This is a genomic window from Spongiivirga citrea (assembly GCF_010671565.1).
Classification (GTDB): Bacteria; Bacteroidota; Bacteroidia; order Flavobacteriales; family Flavobacteriaceae; genus Spongiivirga; species Spongiivirga citrea.
Genome location: NZ_JAABOQ010000001.1, coordinates 1 through 17,405 on the forward strand (window position 1 = coordinate 1; position 17,405 = coordinate 17,405).

9 protein-coding genes are annotated in these 17,405 nt (G+C 35.8%); 2 read left to right on the forward strand and 7 right to left on the reverse strand.

The window, feature by feature from the left end:
* Positions 1–5,812: PKD domain-containing protein (locus GWK10_RS18605; protein WP_164028851.1), on the reverse strand; the 5,812-nt coding region annotated here is incomplete at its 3' end.
* Between the two features lie 485 nt (positions 5,813–6,297).
* Between GWK10_RS18605 and GWK10_RS00010 the strand changes: the two genes are divergently transcribed.
* Together GWK10_RS00010 and GWK10_RS00015 are read left to right on the forward strand one after the other, a co-directional pair.
* Positions 6,298–7,263, forward strand: coding sequence for a glycosyltransferase family 2 protein (locus GWK10_RS00010; RefSeq protein ID WP_164028852.1), 966 nt, complete (start codon positions 6,298–6,300; stop codon positions 7,261–7,263).
* Between the two features lie 377 nt (positions 7,264–7,640).
* On the forward strand, positions 7,641–9,692 hold the full coding sequence (locus tag GWK10_RS00015; protein ID WP_164028853.1) for a right-handed parallel beta-helix repeat-containing protein: 2,052 nt from the start codon (positions 7,641–7,643) through the stop codon (positions 9,690–9,692).
* A 53-nt stretch (positions 9,693–9,745) separates the two neighbouring features.
* Here GWK10_RS00015 and asnB read toward each other — a convergent pair whose 3' ends face one another.
* The 6 genes from asnB to GWK10_RS00045 are packed head-to-tail and all read right to left on the reverse strand — an operon-like array spanning position 9,746 to position 17,385.
* The gene (gene asnB / locus GWK10_RS00020) at positions 9,746–11,635 is read right to left on the reverse strand and encodes an asparagine synthase (glutamine-hydrolyzing) (RefSeq protein ID WP_164028854.1); all 1,890 of its coding nucleotides are present in this window, start codon (positions 11,633–11,635) and stop codon (positions 9,746–9,748) included.
* Between the two features lie 10 nt (positions 11,636–11,645).
* On the reverse strand, positions 11,646–12,782 hold the full coding sequence (locus tag GWK10_RS00025) for a glycosyltransferase family 1 protein (protein ID WP_164028855.1): 1,137 nt from the start codon (positions 12,780–12,782) through the stop codon (positions 11,646–11,648).
* Positions 12,783–12,820: 38 nt separating this feature from the next.
* Complete coding sequence (locus GWK10_RS00030; protein ID WP_164028856.1) at positions 12,821–14,230, reverse strand: phenylacetate--CoA ligase family protein; 1,410 nt, start codon at positions 14,228–14,230, stop codon at positions 12,821–12,823.
* A 12-nt stretch (positions 14,231–14,242) separates the two neighbouring features.
* Entirely contained in the window at positions 14,243–15,382 is a 1,140-nt protein-coding gene (locus GWK10_RS00035) for a glycosyltransferase family 1 protein (RefSeq protein ID WP_164028857.1), read from the reverse strand.
* Positions 15,382–16,272 carry a glycosyltransferase family 2 protein gene (locus GWK10_RS00040; protein WP_164028858.1) on the reverse strand — a complete coding sequence of 297 codons (891 nt, stop codon included), beginning with the start codon at positions 16,270–16,272 and terminating at the stop codon, positions 15,382–15,384. Before GWK10_RS00040 ends, GWK10_RS00035 begins: the two co-directional genes overlap by 1 nt.
* 18 nt (positions 16,273–16,290) lie before the next feature.
* A complete protein-coding gene (locus GWK10_RS00045) occupies positions 16,291–17,385 on the reverse strand; it encodes an EpsG family protein (RefSeq protein WP_164028859.1) in 1,095 nt (364 codons plus the stop codon).
* Between the last annotated feature and the right edge of the window lie 20 nt (positions 17,386–17,405).

Consider the following 17,405-nt stretch of genomic DNA (forward strand, 5'->3'; position numbering starts at 1 on the left):
AACCATCCTGAAAATTCCAACTATACGATGTAATACCCACATCATCAGTAGAATTACTCCCCGTAAAACTAACCTCTAATGGAACAGTACCGCTCAATGGGGTAGCAGAAGCAATAGCAACAGGGGGTTGATTAACCGGAATAGAATCGACCACTATCGTGACTATTGTCGAATCAGTAAGTCCTTCGCCATCTGTTACAGTTAAAGTTACATTGTATGTTCCTATGTTATTAAAGGTATGAGTAGGATCAGCAAGATTTGATGTATTTCCATCTTGAAAATTCCACGCATAACTGGTGATTCCTACATCATCTGTCGAACTACTGCCTGTAAAAGTCACCTGTAAAGGTACCAGACCACTTTGTGGTGTTGCATTTGCCACCGCAACGGGAGCCTGATTTGCTCCAGAATCAGATACATTTAATGTAATTGTATGAGTACTCGAATCATTATAACTAATAATCAAATCGGCAGTTCTGTTTGATTGGCTACCTGTATGTACGATATTAATCGTATGTTGACTATTAGCATTTAATAAAGCATTCGTTAAATCACCAGATTGAATACTAAACTCACTTGCATCCGTCCCGGCAATACTAATTGATTTTATGATTATTCCGATATTGCCACCGGAAATATTCACTAGTGTATTTTTTTGTTCACCAGGAGTAAATTGTACTGATGCATCAGCGTTTAAAATACTTGCAATACTTGGAGCCCCGGTAGGGCTATCTTCGCCATAAAACTCCATGTTTTTTTGATTTCCACCTCCTCGATTTGGTGAACCTGCTGCTACGAAGACTCCATTACCAGATACAATACCCTGAGTTCCATGTCGTCCATGGTTTAAGTCAGTGCCCGTGTCCCATGATCCGGTCACCGGATCATAGATTTCGGTTGTGGTAAGTGCAGTAGTTATAATGCCTGGAACTTCCCCTCCCGCTACAAGTAGCTTATTTTGAAAGTTAGTAACAACAGCAGCAGCTCTTGGAGTCGGTAGGTTTTGCCCAACCGGCAGGGTGCTCCATGTTGACGTGCTAAAATCATACACATCTACTTCGGGAATAACAGGCCCGAATACACCACCTGTGCCTCCTGAAAGCCTACCTGAGGCTGCATACAATTTCCCATCTATCACAGCAGCATGGAAATGGTCTCTAGCTCGTGGAGCATCCTGTAGTGCAGTCCATATACCAGTAGCTGGATCATATTCATCAAACCAGGGGACAAAACCTCCGCTATGTCCATTTGTGTTACCCGCCAGAATATAAAACTTATCATTATTAACAACTAAGCCTGTTGATCCTCGTTTTCTGCTCTGAGGAATCTCTGGTCCTTGAATCCATTCTTGTGTTGCAGGATTGAATGACCAAATATGATCTTCGGGTACTTCATCAGGAAAGTTGTTATCCTTAAATGCACCAATAACCCAAATAAGTCCCTGATATTCTACTGCTTGAAAATGATTAAATTCAATTGGAGCAGAATTTGTTAAGGAAGCCCATGTATTAGTACCATAATCGTATATATCAAGGGTTCTCGCGTTTTCTCTTCCACCAAACATGATAAACTTATCCCCCGCTTGCACAAACGAACACTCGTGTCTAGCGGTATAATTTTCGTCCTCATCCTTGTCAAACCATGCTAAAGTTCCAGAGGGAGAAATTGTCCAGCTAAATTGAGTTGAAACATCCACAGATCCTGGTTTAGCAGCAGTAACTGTTACTGTATGTACACCATCACTATTAGGACCGCCAGTAAGCGCCGCTTGTTGAATGACTCCAATAATTTGTCCATTCGTGGGTTCAATAGTAACCCCAGCAGGCTGCCCAGTTATCGAATAGGTTACATTTTCATTCGGGTCTCCTCCCGATGCCGATGCACTAACTGTTGGAGTATCATTTACATTATTAAACTGATCCGCTATTGGATCGATCGTCAACGGTCCCGAATTCACATCATTCACCGTAATTTGAACCGATGCGCTATCCGAAAGCCCGCCACCATCAGTTACGGTTAATGTAGCGCTAAATACTCCGATTCCAGTGTAAGAATAAACGGGGTCAGCATCAGTTGATGAACCTCCATCCCCAAAATCCCATGAATAACTAACAATACCATTATCATCAGTAGAGCCACTTCCAGTAAAAGTAACTTCTAAAGGAGTTTCTCCGCTTAGGGGCGTAGCCCCTGCAATTGCACTTGGGGCTTGATTCACAGAACTACCACCTCCCAATATTTCAATCGCATTAATTAATGGGTTCTCAACAACATGTCCGAAAGAAACGCTTAAAACACCATCCGTTACTGTAGCTGGATAGCTTAACATTACTGCAACCTTATGTCCATAAGTAGCAACCAGATCAAGATTGTCTTCAACTACAACTCCTTCTACCAAAATATCAAATATGCGATCACCAGGATTGGCCGTTCCTCCATAGTTATTAGCCATGAATAAATTCACAGTATAAGTGCCATTTTGAACGGGAATAGTAAACTCCATTTCCTCCCCACTTGCAACATCATAACGCTCGCGGTTGAAAAGACCACCAAATGTAGCTTGATCAATATAAGCAGGAATTGAAGAATGGCGATTTGCATATTGAATACTTGAATTAGCATTACTACCTGTATTCACACTATAGGATACTCCATTGTAGGCACCGTTATTTGGATTAGACTCCCAGTCCGGGCCATCATCAGTTGCAGTAACCGCGGATAGGCTACCTACACTAATACGAACTAAAGGTCCTGTAATAACTGGTTCTGCTAAGGTTACCGATAGCGGAATTATCAATGGTGAATTTTGCCCAGAATGAACAATCTCTAGATTAGCCTGTCGAAGGCCTTGAATATCATCAGGACTAACAGTTATTGGAACAATACGCTCCGATCCGGCTCCTACAGCAAAAGGAACGGAAGCACTTGTGCTAAATAAGCTTGCGTCAAAGCCCGTAATATTAATTGCACTAACATCAATCGGTCCATCGGCTGGCCCTCCTTGATTTACTACCGTAATATTTAATTCAGCAGCACTACTATTGATATCTAATTGTCCAAAATCTAGTGATGAAGGTGTCGCCACCAAAGCGCTTGGCTGATCTTCGGTAATATTGATGAAATCCCATGTTGCTATATAAGGAGAAGAAGAACTTCCTGAAGTAGCTATCAACCCAACTGCCATACCCTTATTATCAGAAGCATCTAGGAAACTAGCTGGTATTGTAATTGGCCCACCTAAGCTAGTAATGTCTAATCCACTGTTTAAAGAATAAAAGACCTGAGCAGAATTTTGGGAAGGATTTATGCTAATATAAATATCAACTCCAGTTGCAGCCAACAAATTAGGAATGTCATAGGTATTAGATGTTACTATCCCATTCTCCTCTAGTGTCACTTCAATTCCGTCTACAGAGTCTCCAGGGTTCACACCATTCATTAAGGCTACCTTAAGATAATTATCCTGATCTCCGTTTCCAATGTAAATACCGTATGATTGACCTACAAGAGGCGGTACACCGCCAAAAGGAGTTTCAATCTTTGAATGAACCGTAAATGTATTTGAATTTGAATCGACATTTACGCCAAATTGAAATGCATACTGTTGCGTGTTACTTCCTGCTTCAGCAGTTCCAGAAGTCACAGCATCAACCGTTGCTTTTCCTCCAGCACCGCCAAAAGACATATTATCGATATCAAACTGCGTTAAATAGTCCGTAGCTCCATTAGGATCGAGCATTAAGCCCATAAAGCCTAGTCCGAGAAATCCAGTTCCAGGATCATTATTCCAAAAAGGATGAAGTACCGGCAAATTTTTGTTAGTACCATTTTGGGCGTCAATAGAAAAAGCATCCTGGAGATCAGGTATTCCGTCATTGTCATCATCAGGATCATTTAAATCCGAAATTAAATCCCCATCATTGTCATTAGGACTACTTCCTGCTGAACAATGATTAGTTCCATTGTCGATCTCATCTTGGTTCGTATAGCCATCACCATCATAATCCGCTAAGGGATCATATTCGGTATCACCTGGTTGGAAACAATCACCAAAATCATTTGGCTCAAAAATTGTAATATTATCTGCACCATAAGTTGCTGCCCAGATTGTACCAGGAAAGGGGTCGTTATCACCCTGAGCTATCACATCCAAAGGAATGTTTCCAAAACCACTTAAGAACCCATTATCAATTAAAGTAGTACCATCACCGGCGGCATTTAATGAATACCTATTAATATTACCGTTAAACGATGCTGTAAGAATATCTCCTTGCATTACCCCACTAAAATTAGTCGCAGTATACTCACAAATTCCATTGGTAGAAGAATTGACAACATCAAGGATATTAACCTTAGTTGGGTTGCTATTATCGGCTAGATATTCTCCTTGTCTCGTATCATTTGGGAAATCAGCTATTGTAAAATTTGTGTTGAAATAACCAGATACTCCTTGTATAATATCAGCCCAATTATAAGAGCCATTATTATCCCAATCAGTACCATTATACTCATATTTATATACTCCCGCCTGCTCGGGAAAAGCACGAATAGGGACTGGGTGTCCCCCGTAGTAAGTGCCATTTGCATCATTAATAGTACCCACGTAATGTAACGCATCTCCATGTGTGCGTCCATTTTCAATATTAAATTCATTTGTGACGTAATCTCCATTTTGCGGCTCATAGGTAGTGTTATAATGCTGTCCTTTCAAATTACCATTACTATCATAAATTCTTGGTGTACCTCCCCAGCCTCCATTAGGCCCATTATCTCCAGTATAAATTAGACCGCCTTCGGTAATTACAATATCATAAGCGTTTCGATAACCAGGCGAAAATATCTGAACAGGACCTCCTGTCTCAGAAAATGCTTGATTTAGCCCGTTATTTCCACCGAAAGGATCACCTAAATCGATGGTCGCGTTGTACATCGGGTGCCCCAAGGGGTATGGGAAAGATGGGCTTGTATTGTCAATATTTATTCTTTCAGGGTCGTCAACAGTCGGTAAATCATATATATAGGCCGTACTACCCTGACGAGAATCGATGTATGGACCGCCATTTTGAGATTCAATCTGTTCGAGCTGAGTTACGTTAACTATTAATAACGCTCCAGCTAAATAAAACTCGGTAGAACCGGCAAAATTATTACTTGGGGACCCCTGATTGGTATTTCCTCCTTGTTGTACTAATAAATAAGTATTCCCGTTGAGAGTAAAAAGATCTAGCCCGTTAGTTGAGTGATTTTCCTCACAGCGCGGTAATCCTCTAACAAGATCCACCTTATCCCAGGAACTGCCATTCCAAGTTAACCTAGATATTACACCCGAGTTTGTATCCAGATTTGTATCGTTTCCGGCACCACCACCACCTCCAATACGGGAGTCTGAAGATGTAACATATAGAATAGGGTTTTGAGCGGTACCAGCAGTAAGCAATCCGGTGATTTGTCTAGTGTTAGAAGTGTTAATGGTACCATCATCATTATGATTTGGTGTCTCTGTTTGAACCAAGCTAATTGAATTACTTTCTATTACTGTATAGGTTCCACTTCCTGGAGTCGCATCATCTCTTTCTATAGTAAACTCCCAAATAATACCATTTTGTTGAGAAACATATAGCTTTCCATTTGGACCAAATTCTAGGGATGTTGGATTAATAACAGATTCTCCAACTAAACCTGTAGACCCAAAATTGATTTGTTGGCCCCACAAAGAGAAAGTGAAAAAAGTAAGTAAAAAAGTATAGTAAATTTTCTTTAATTTAGATTTTGTGCATCTTTTACAAAATCCTATCTGCTCATGCTTGTTCATTATCGCCCCTATTTTATTTTAATTGAAGTATAAATAGGTCTTGGCGTAAATGGGAACCCCAATCTCGGTATATTATATTTGATTTTAATTTAGATATCGACCAAACAAATACGATATTCGTTGAAAGGCATATAAATAGTATCTGTAAGAAAATCAAACATTAAGAAAGCGCCACTTAAACGTACATCCCGAAGTCGTACTGCTTACAAATCGCTTGCACATTGGCTTGAAGAGATACAAATTATTCCAAGGAAAGAATTTGTAGGAAAAATATGATTCTTGGATAAAGGGGAAATACCCCTTTTTCGATGAACACCTTATTAATTCGCTAAACACAGTAAATCCATTCATCACATTGAGATTTCTTTCTTACCTTTCCACATCTAAATCAGATTATATCTGAACATTACTTTTTGAAATCCCAAATTTTAGAAAAGTCTTAGTACTACTTAAATGCTTTAAAATGATAATTAAAAGGCTATCGTATGTTATTAAGCTTTATTATTCCCGCGTACAATGCAGAAGCGTTTATCGAACGATGCGTTACTTCCATTTCGGTTCAATTTTCTGATCATACTATTTATGAAATTATCATTGTTAATGATGGGTCTACTGACAATACCCAAAAGGTTTGTCAACAATTAGCCGAAGAACATCCAGCTATTCAACTTTATATTAATGAGAACCATGGGCCAGGTTTCACCCGAAATTTTGGAATAAAACAAGCCAGAGGAAAATACATCTGGTTTATTGATGCAGATGATTACCTAGAAAGTAATGTGGTAGCCAAAGTAATTTCGGAATTAGAAGATGATCTTGATTTATATATTGTAGGTCATCAAACGGTAACAACCGAAGGGCAAATAGAAGCTTTACATGCAGTTCCGGATGAGGACCTACTAGTTCCAGAGCTTTTAGAGCGTAATTTTTTTGTGAATTCAGTATGGTGTAAAATCATCAAAGCTCGGGTGCTTACAGAACATTCTATTCTTTTTAAAGAAGATGTGCGAGGGCCAGAAGACTTTCATTTTAGCTTTAGGTTATTAAATAAAATTGATCGCTTAAGGTCAATAAATCTTATTTGCTATAATTATATTGAAAATCCTGCTTCATTAATGAATAAAAGATCTGAAGCGCACCTAAATAAGCTGGCCAATGATAGTATTACTGTTGGAAACGACTTGAGAGTTCTTGTAAATTCAATAGAAGATTCAAGAAAAAAATTAGCTTTTAATAAATGGCTGGGAAATTATCTATATGGTCTACTCTTTAGTCTTTACCGATTTAATTATAAAACAGAGTTTGTAACCGCTTCTCTGAAAAAATTAAGGGCAAATAATAATTATCCTGTTAAAGTATACTCTAACACACTTAAACGAAAATTGTTTACCAACTTTGCTAATTCAAGACCACTCTTTATAGCTGTTAAAAAAATAAAACAAGTAGTATAGGACAAAAGCAACTTTCTCTTTATTCCCGTTCAACGAAAAAATAATCTCGCCCTAATCCAAATGAAGATTTTTCTCGTACTTACATCAAATCTGATTTAAATAGAATCAAGTAGTTTATTTCTAGTCTTAAATGAATGACAAGTGTGTTTTCAGGGAATTGATTAACTACAATTAATTGATTGAAAGAACGTTATGTATCGAACAAGGAAACGAACTCTTGTAAATCACCTTAAAATTGACTATTTTTTCAGATCACCAAAAATGTTAAATAAAAGTGAAAAAAGATAAAATTAATGCATTTTATCGATTTTTTAAGCGTTTTTGTCGTTAAAAACATATTTTAGTCGACACAACGTGACCCAAAAACTAAATGTAAAATGAAAAAATTACAAACTTCCACAATCTACTTAATCCTATTTTCATTTCTTTTTCTAAGTTCTTCTTGCTCTACAGAAGAGGATTTAGACTTCATTATTAAACAAGCAGAAGAAGAAATGGCAGATGACCCGACTGACGGAGAAGAATCGCCCGAAGATGAACCCGTTGATGAACCCACAGACCCAACTGAACCAGACGATCCACCAAATACTGACGAAGTTGGTACGCTTCCTATTAATGAAACTCCATGTGATTATGGAGCAGATACTTTTGCAAGTGGTCAAACATACCAAATTTCATGTACATTAGATTTAGGCGGACAAACTGTTACTTTACCTTCTAATGTGATTCTTGAATATGATGGGGGACAAATAATAAATGGAACCCTAAATTTTGATAATGGTCAAATTGATGGTAGGCTACTTAATAAGGATTTACAAATTTCAGGTAGCGCTACATTAATTAGCGAAATTTTTGATTTCTATCCAGAGCGGTGGGATTTTGTACAAGGCGAAACTACATCTGATATAGCACAGAAAAATAATGATAACTTAGAGGGTTTAATGTTCTTCGTAAAAGATTTAAGTGCTACCACTTTCAATATGGGAAAATTTGATGCCTATTTTGAAATAAATAAAGTAACAAGCACTACTTCTGATCAAAACTTTTATCCTTTCGTCGAAGCTGTAAATATTCCCGGCGATTTCAATTTAATAATGAGTGATGAAACTGTTCTTCGTGTGTTTCCAACTGATAGCAATAATGCTGCTTCACTTTTAGCAATACATGAGGTATCTAATGTTAATGTACAAGGGGGAGTTCTTTACGGAGCCAGAGACCTTTATAATTACACTAGACCTAATGCTGAAGAAGGCTCACATCTTTTTACCATACGATCGGGAAATAATGTAGTTTTAGATGGTATAAAGTTCGTGAAAGGGGCTTTAAGCGGTGTTAATATTAATTCCACTGGATTTACTTTTACCGATAACTACAATCCCACACGGAACGTGACAGTTCGCAACTGTGTCTTCGAAAAAGTTAGAACTATTGCCTTGGCTTTGACTGATGGTCGTGATATTTTAATTGAAAATAACACGTTTATTGATACTGCTCAACCAACCCCAGACTCCGATGGAGGTGTTGTAGGCCATGCTATTGATATCGAGCCTGTTCGTCAAAGAGACGCGGCGACTAATGAAATTATTGATTATCAGCGTGTACAAGACGTTATTATACGTGGTAATACTGAAAGAAATAGTAGAGTTGGTTCGTTCACAATTTTTGTTGGTGATAATATTATTATAGAAAATAACAATTTAGATACTAGTGCTGGTTGGAGTTTTGCATCGAATTCTAAGATTAGAAATAACACCTTTACTGCTGAAAGTATTCTAAACAAACCAGCGATCATAGCAGGTGGATCAGGTGATACCGTTTTCAACAATGAAATTTACGGTAATACAATTACCGGTTATTCAACTGGTATCACTGGCTATCTTGGTAAAATGAAAATTTATGACAACACCATAAATAATACTATAAACGCCATTCAATTATTTGAATTTTATGATGCTGAAATCACAGGCAATACAATTCTATCAAGCAGAGGTAATAGCCGAGGAATCACCTTCCAAATTACCCATGCAAGTAATGTGCTTATCGCGAACAATAGTATTGATGTTCAAACTGCCCATTTAAATTTCATTGATTTGAATCAAGGTGCTGAATATGCAAATAATACTATTACTGTTGAGCGGAATAATTTTGATACCTCTGATGCGGTGGTTCAATTCTCCAAAACGAGTGGTGTAATTTTCCAAAATAACGAGTCTTTAGCTCGTATTCAAATGAGTGCATCTTCAGGTGTCGAAATTCTTACAAATACAATTAATACGGATAATGGTCATGGCATTGCGCTTAGCAATGTAAACACTAACATTACCATTAATAACAATACGATTACCAAACCCTCTAATTTTGAATGTATTCTTATAAATAGTACAACCAGTGAGAGCGAAGTATCAAGAACTGGAAATAGTTGTAACTAGAAATTTAGTAAACTTTACAATAAAAGCGCGGTTATTAAACCGCGCTTTTTTATTTACAAGTAGTTTTTGGAATACCATTTCTGAAAGCAGAAGAACGACCATACTTTAAATGTTTGATCATTCCCTGTTAAATGGTCATTTACTAATTTCTGTATCTGCTCAGGATCAAAAACACCTTGCTTAGTTAAAAAATCGTCATTAACAAAGTGCATAAGTTCTTCTTTTAAAGTCGATCTTAACCAGTCGCCAACCGGAACCGCGAATCCCTCCTTAGATTTATCAAGAAATCCGGGAGAAAACTCATCTTTAAAAGCTTCTTTAAGTATATGCTTTTTGTCCCAACCATTCAGCAGGTATTCTTCCGGAAGCGTATTTACATAATTCCAAAGTTTCTTATTCAGAAAAGGTGCTCGACACTCTAAGGAGTTTAACATACTGGTTCTATCAACTTTTACAAGCATATCACCTTCTAGACTCATATGCTTATCTATGATTCTGTAATCCGTTAGACTAGTTGGTTTTTCTATACCCGTTTTCTTTTGATAATATTGAAAAGGTGTACTATCATATTTATCTGGTAATAAGTATTTAGATAAAGAATTTCCTGCAAATCCTAAAGAGATAATATCCCAATAATGGTTCCCTGAGTAATCAATGGCTGTCAACAACCTTTTGATTTTAAAAATTCCTTCACGTGCATCATGCTTAGATTTCAGCAACTTATCTGATATTTTTAAAAAAACTCTATGCATAAACTTGGGAACAAATCTGGTATATCTACGATTTATCTTTCCCATATAGTACTTATTGTATCCTCCAAAAACTTCATCACCACCATCCCCAGTCAGAGCTACCTTAACAAAGTCTGATGTTTTGTTAGAAACCATGTAGGTTGGTATTGATGAAGAATCGGCGAAGGGTTCATCAAAATTCAACAATATATCATCAATATGTTCTCGCAGATTGTTTTCATCAATAATAAACTCGTTATACGTACTACCAATTAGTTGAGCAACTTCTTTAGCCTTATCAGTCTCATCGTAGGATTTTTTTGTAAATCCAATAGAAAAGGTGTTAACTTCCTTATTTGTATTCTGGGCTACGCATAATGACACAATCGATGAATCAACACCACCAGACAAAAAAGTTCCTACAGGCACATCAGCAACTAATCTACTTATGACGCTTTCAGTAACTAATTTTTTAACATTCGCCTTTGCATCTTCTTTGGATATACGCTTTTTGATGATTGGAACCGTTTCTTCAATAGGAACTATCTCAATTTTTTGTTCTTCTATAGAGTAACTTAAGTAATGATCCGGTTCTAACTTATGAACATTTTCATAAATAGTAAATGGTGCAGGAATATATGTAAGTCGAAAAAAAAGATTTAACCCTGAAGTTGAAATTTCGGGCTTTTTATCGAGCTGATTTATTAATGATTTTAATTCTGAGCACCATAACAGCTCATTGTTTTTATGGATGTAATAAAGTGGTTTCTCACCAAAAAAATCACGAGCAATTAGCACTTTATTTTTTCTCTTATCAAAGATGCTAAAGGCAAACATACCGTCTAATTTCTTGAAAGATGAAGTTCCCTCTTTTTCATACATTCTTAAAATCACCTCTGTATCACTCTGCGTGGTAAACTTAACACCATCGGATTCTAAGAAACTTCGAAGCTCTCTGTAGTTGTAAATCTCACCATTAAAAACAATCACCAACTGTCCATCATCAGAATAAATCGGTTGGCTACCGGTATTAAGGTCAATAATTGAAAGCCTTCGCATCCCCATGGCTATACCAAAATTCTTTTGCTGCTCAATAAAAGTACCATCGTCATCTGGACCTCTATGAACTATTAAATCATTCATAGCATTGATACCAGATTGAAGCTCGTCATTATTTCTGGAAGTACTTATTATTCCATTAATTCCGCACATGTGTGGCTATTTAATTATTACAATAAAATTCCTGAAGCTCTTTTGCGTTACTTTTGATATCATACGCTGCTTCTATTATCTTTTTTGACATATCTGAACGCCTATTAAACCTTGACCCTAACAAGATTTTAGCCCAATTTAAAGGTGGTGTCTTCAAAGATAAAAAGTTAACCAGACCCGTTACATTGAGCTCTTTAGAAATTTCGTCTGAGGCAATTATAGGCAATCCTGCTGCTTGTGCCTCAATTAAAGTGACGGGCAAGCCTTCATTTGTTGAGGGGAACAGAAATATATCCATCGCTTGTAAAATTTCAGGAACATCATTTCTGGCCCCAAGAAATACTACCTGATTTTCAAGACCAAGCTGATCCGCTAATTTTCTGATGTCACTATCATCTCCTGCCCCAACTAAAACAAGTAAAACATTCTTTTCTTGTTTTAGAAGTTCGTTAAATATTTCTATTATAAACCGATGGTTTTTTTCTTGTACAAAATTACCCACATGGCCAACGATAAATTTATCCGACAGCTCAAGAGCTATTTTTTTGGTTTTGGATATTTCAGGATTATATGTGAATTGATGGGTATCAATTGCATTATTTATAATTCTAACTTTGTCACTATTCTTCGAACCAAATAACCAGTTACCCGCTTTTTTACCACATGAAAAATAAACGTTTGCATATGATGGAACTTTACGCTTGTAAAAGTTTTGTGCAAAAAAACGTATTGCGAATGATAAATCATGTTTTTTATCAGAAAAAGGATTTAGATTTAGGTTATACAAACTAGTGTGACTGTGTGCTATACGAATTGGTATTTTAGCTTTTTTAGCAGCCTTCATCACAAAAACACTAAGTGCATTTAAATGAGAATGGACAATCCTGTACTCGGGATGGTTCTCAAAAAAATGAGAAAGCTCTTTTTTATATGAACTCAAATTTTTTAGACTAATATTCTGTAAACGATATATTCTTCCACCTAGCCCTTTTATTTCAGAGTCAAACACCCCTTCTTCCTTACGGTGCAATAAAAAATCAAACTGAACAACTGATCGATCAATATTTCTGTAATAATTCATAATCATGGTTTCAGCTCCACCACGATTCATAATTGTTAATACCTGTAAAACCCTAATTGGCTCCATTACTTTTTATGTTGATCTATTATTAGGATGTGAAATAATCAAGAATTCAATTGTGGAATTTCAAATTTTCGCTTTACAGCAATAAACTTTCCATTTGAGCTTAGTTGAATATCATTCACTTTATTAATTGAAATTTTAATGTTGTTTCCAAGACGATCTCTTAAGTTTTGAATAAACTCTTGTTCAATTTTTTCATCATACTTGTCGTTAGCAATTAAATTGACAATGATATTGGTGGGGCTTTCCTGAATGATCTGACTTTTTTCCATTCCTGTTAAGCCCTTATAAGCGGTATCCATTCTTCCTACAAAACCTTTTTCCTCCGTCCACAAAATGTCATCATCACGGCCTAAAATCTTTTCTACCATAGGCATTTCACACCCACATGAACAATCAGTATCAACTTCGGGTAACAAAACCGTATCACCAATTCTATATCTAATTAGGGGAGTCTTATAATTAATAAAACTAGTAACAATAAGCTGCGCCATCTCACCCGGTTTAGCAGGTATCCCATTTAAGCTCAAAAATTCAAAAACCCCTGAATCGATATTTAAATGCAAGCCACCCGCAGTACATTCAGTAATAAGTGGACTACCCTCATTGGATGCATACTGATTAAAAACATGACATTTAAATGCTTTTTGAATAGTATCACGATGATAATCAAAAAGTGTCTCAGCCGTAACGGCTATGGCTTTGGGAATAAAATCAAGTTCAATGTTGTTTTCAATAATAAACTTACTTAAAATATAAACCGCGGATGGATAACCATCAATCAATTCTGGTTTAAAGTTATTCAGTTTTTGTATGTATTTGCCGATATTTTTCTCGGTCAAATGATAAGTCGACATCAATAATTGATTTTCTATCCTATTGAAAACCCAAAAAGGAGCTTTCTTTCTACTAGGACTAACAATCAACCTTCCCGATAATCGGACTTGCTTCGCCCGTCTATCAATTCCAATAACATGATGAAAACGTTTCCAAAAGGCAAATGACCTATTAATAGAATCAGTATCTATATAATCAACTGTTGGCGTACCTGATGTTCCACTAGTGTAATGCACCATTGCAGTTTTTCTGCTCTCATTTGATAGATCAAGTACATTTTCCTTTCTATGCTTTTTTTCTAATATGGGCATTTTATCCAGTACTGCATAAGGATCTGTTTGTATATCTTCAAGTGAAATATCGAGTGCTTTCATCTTAGAAGAGTACCAATTAGAATGTTGATAAACCTCTGATAGCAAAATCAATAAACTTGCTCTTTGAGACGCATTGATATCTTTGCTTATACCGTACCAGTTACTTAGATATTGACTTAAGTACTTTTTAAAATCGCTATTATACCGCTGCCTATTATTTAGAAACCCTTTGAGGTTCAATGCCATCACCTTTAAAGAATATGGTAACCGATTATATAAGGACATTGCTGATTTACTCATAACTATTAATACTTAACTATTTAAACCCAAATAAAATGACTCCATTGCCCTGGCATTTTCTACAATGTCAAAACCATTATTGACTACTAACTCTATATTATTCTTCTTTTCTGGCTTCGTATATTTTAAGACCTCCTTAGCCCACAAATTGGGTGCTTCTGTAATTGATAAAAATTTAATATCATCTGTAATTGCTATCTCTGGAGTAATGCTATCCGAAGCAAAAATCTTTAATCCTGCTGCTTGTGCTTCCACCAATGTAACTGGTAATCCTTCATATAAAGAAGGAAATATGAAAACATCCATCATTTGATATAGTTGTGGTATATCATCTCTTACTCCAAGGAAATAGATATTGGTATCAATTCCTAATTGCTTACCTTGATGTTCAACTTCTTGTCTTAAAGGCCCATCTCCTATTAATATAAGTTTACAATTGCTCTTCTTACTCACTATTTCTTTAAAAACCTTAAGCAAGTAATGATGGTTTTTTTGATTTACAAACCTTCCAACGTGACCAATAATCAAATCAGTTTCAATCCCAAACTCCTTTTTATATGTGTTTGACACCGCAGTATTTGGTTGAAAATCTCGAGAATTTACAGCATTATTCATAATACCGAAATCCGTTTTTTTACCAAACAACCAATTACCGGCAAGATTTCCACAGGCATAATAATAATTTGCGTGTTGATGAATTCTCTTTCTCAGCCGAAGCTTAATAATTTTTTTTAACGTATCCTTTAATCCTTCTCCTCCCAAAAAGAAGTCTGAAATTGTCAATTTCTTCATTGCTATATGAGCATGTGCTATACGATGAGGCAATCCAAATTCCTGAGCAATTTTTAAAGTAAAATAGCTGAACGTATTAATATGCGAATGAACTATTTTATAATTTTTATGTGTTTCAAAAAAACTTCTTAACTGCACATAATATGAGTTTGGAAAGAACGGATTGATTGGGTTCATTCTAAAAATCTGACCACCTAATTTCTCTATTTCATCATCAAAATGACCTCGTTTTTCCCTATGAACTAAAAAGTCAAATTGAATTTTAGAACGGTCCAAAGCACGATAATAATTCATAATCATTGATTCCGCTCCTCCACGATCCATAATGGTAAAAACTTGTAGTACTCTAATACCCACCATTAAAACTCCCCTCTGGTTTTATATCTTATATATACATTTAGCAACACTCCTAAGGGAACTGCGAATATGGTAAGTGATTTATTGGGAGACTCCTTTATAAAGGAAGCATTTTTGGTAAACATTGAGCTCGATACATAATGAATTGCATTTTTGAAGCGTTCCTTGAAACTTTTACCCAATTGCATTCGGTTTTTTCTAGAAAATGCAAACCCTCTAGGATGCCTTCTATATTGTTTTAATATATTTCTAGTCGATCCATCTTCCATATATTCAACTATACAGAACACATCATTTACAGGAAAAAGGTTGTAATCCTGATCAATTAATAAATAAAGATATCCTAAGGGAACAAAACGCTCGCCTTCAAAAATTGGGTATGGAGGGTACTTTTTTACAACTTCGGTTCTTAAAACTAGTTTCTTATCTCCTTTTACCTTGTACTTATTGTAAATATCATATAAAGTAGTCTCTTTTAAGTCATTTGGCATTTTTGTACCGATAATAGTTCCGCTTGGATCTGCATCTAGTCCAACAATCCCAGCGTATTCAGATTTATCCTTTATCAAACTCCATGACTGCAATATTTTCTCTACACCATTATCAGGCATAAAATCATCACTATCAATACAAACATTTAAAGTTGTATCTACCAGCCTATAGGCTGCATTATGTCCCCCATGCATTCCTTGATTCTCTTGATAGTGATATTTGATCTGTATTTTATCATCCTCTATCCAGGTTTTTACCAACTCCTTTGTATTATCAGTAGAACCGTCATCAATAATTAACCATAAAAAATCATCACTAGTCTGCCTAATCAAGCTCTCATAGCACTTATCTAAGCAATATGCTCTATTATAAGTTGGTGTAAATACTGTTAGTGTTTTCATTTAATTAAATGCTAAAAATTACGCTCCATAGAAATAATACATGAAATAGGTAAATGCGAAATAAACGAACATTACCTTACCAATCATCAGGTTTTGATTTTTGAAAAAACGTTGTTTTAAGAACGGATAAATAATGATAATTGCCATCATAAACCATGACAAATATGCAAATCGATTGGAATAGTTAGCTCGTATAATTAATATCCAAAAACCATTACATAATAGATAGGTATTTAGAAGTTTAAAATACATTTCGTCTTTAAACTTGCGTTTAAAAACAAAATACCATCCAGCAAAAACAGCGAATGCGCTATGGAATAAAAAATCCCATCGAAAGCCCGTACTTTTAAATACCCCTTCTTCTGCCTGTGAAGTCAAATATCCTGACAGTCTATCATCTCCAAAACCCAAGCTGGTAAAAAGAGTTATCCACACTCCACCCATGATTAACGATAAAGGAATACAAGCAAGCCATCCAAAGAAGTAGGTTTTAGGTTTATTATAAAAATAGGTTACTAGAAACGCTGCAATAGGAAGAAACAATGTTTTGTGAAACATAGTAGCAAGAGCAAAAAGTATTGCCATTACCACTTTATTTCGATGATGGCTTACTCCCCAAAGAAATAACGAACATGCTGCTCCATTTCTAACACCATTTACTCCGTATGTCCAAAACGAAAAGGATACGACAAACATAAAGAACGCATAGAACCAATACTCTTTAAAAAACTCCCGAGATATACGATACATTGGGTATATGTAAATAAATGCACATATTGTAAAAAAAGCATGAATTGACATTACCTGAGCAGATGCTTGCATGAATACATGCCAACCGTAATCATTAACGTCTGCGATTTCTGCTCCTAATATATAATTTTGATATCCGGTATTGTAGTTAATAGTGTCGCCGAATTTTCCACTAATGGGCCGTAACCCCATATGTAATATGAGCAGGATTAATAAAATATACCCTACTCCATTAATATATAACAGATTCTTACTATTATTTAGTTTTAAAATACTTGAATGAAATAGCGTTAAAAACACAAGGAAAAAGCACCCATTTAGATATAGAGGATAGTACCAATCTAAAGAAACTAAAGTATTCATTGCTATTTCATTAATAGTTT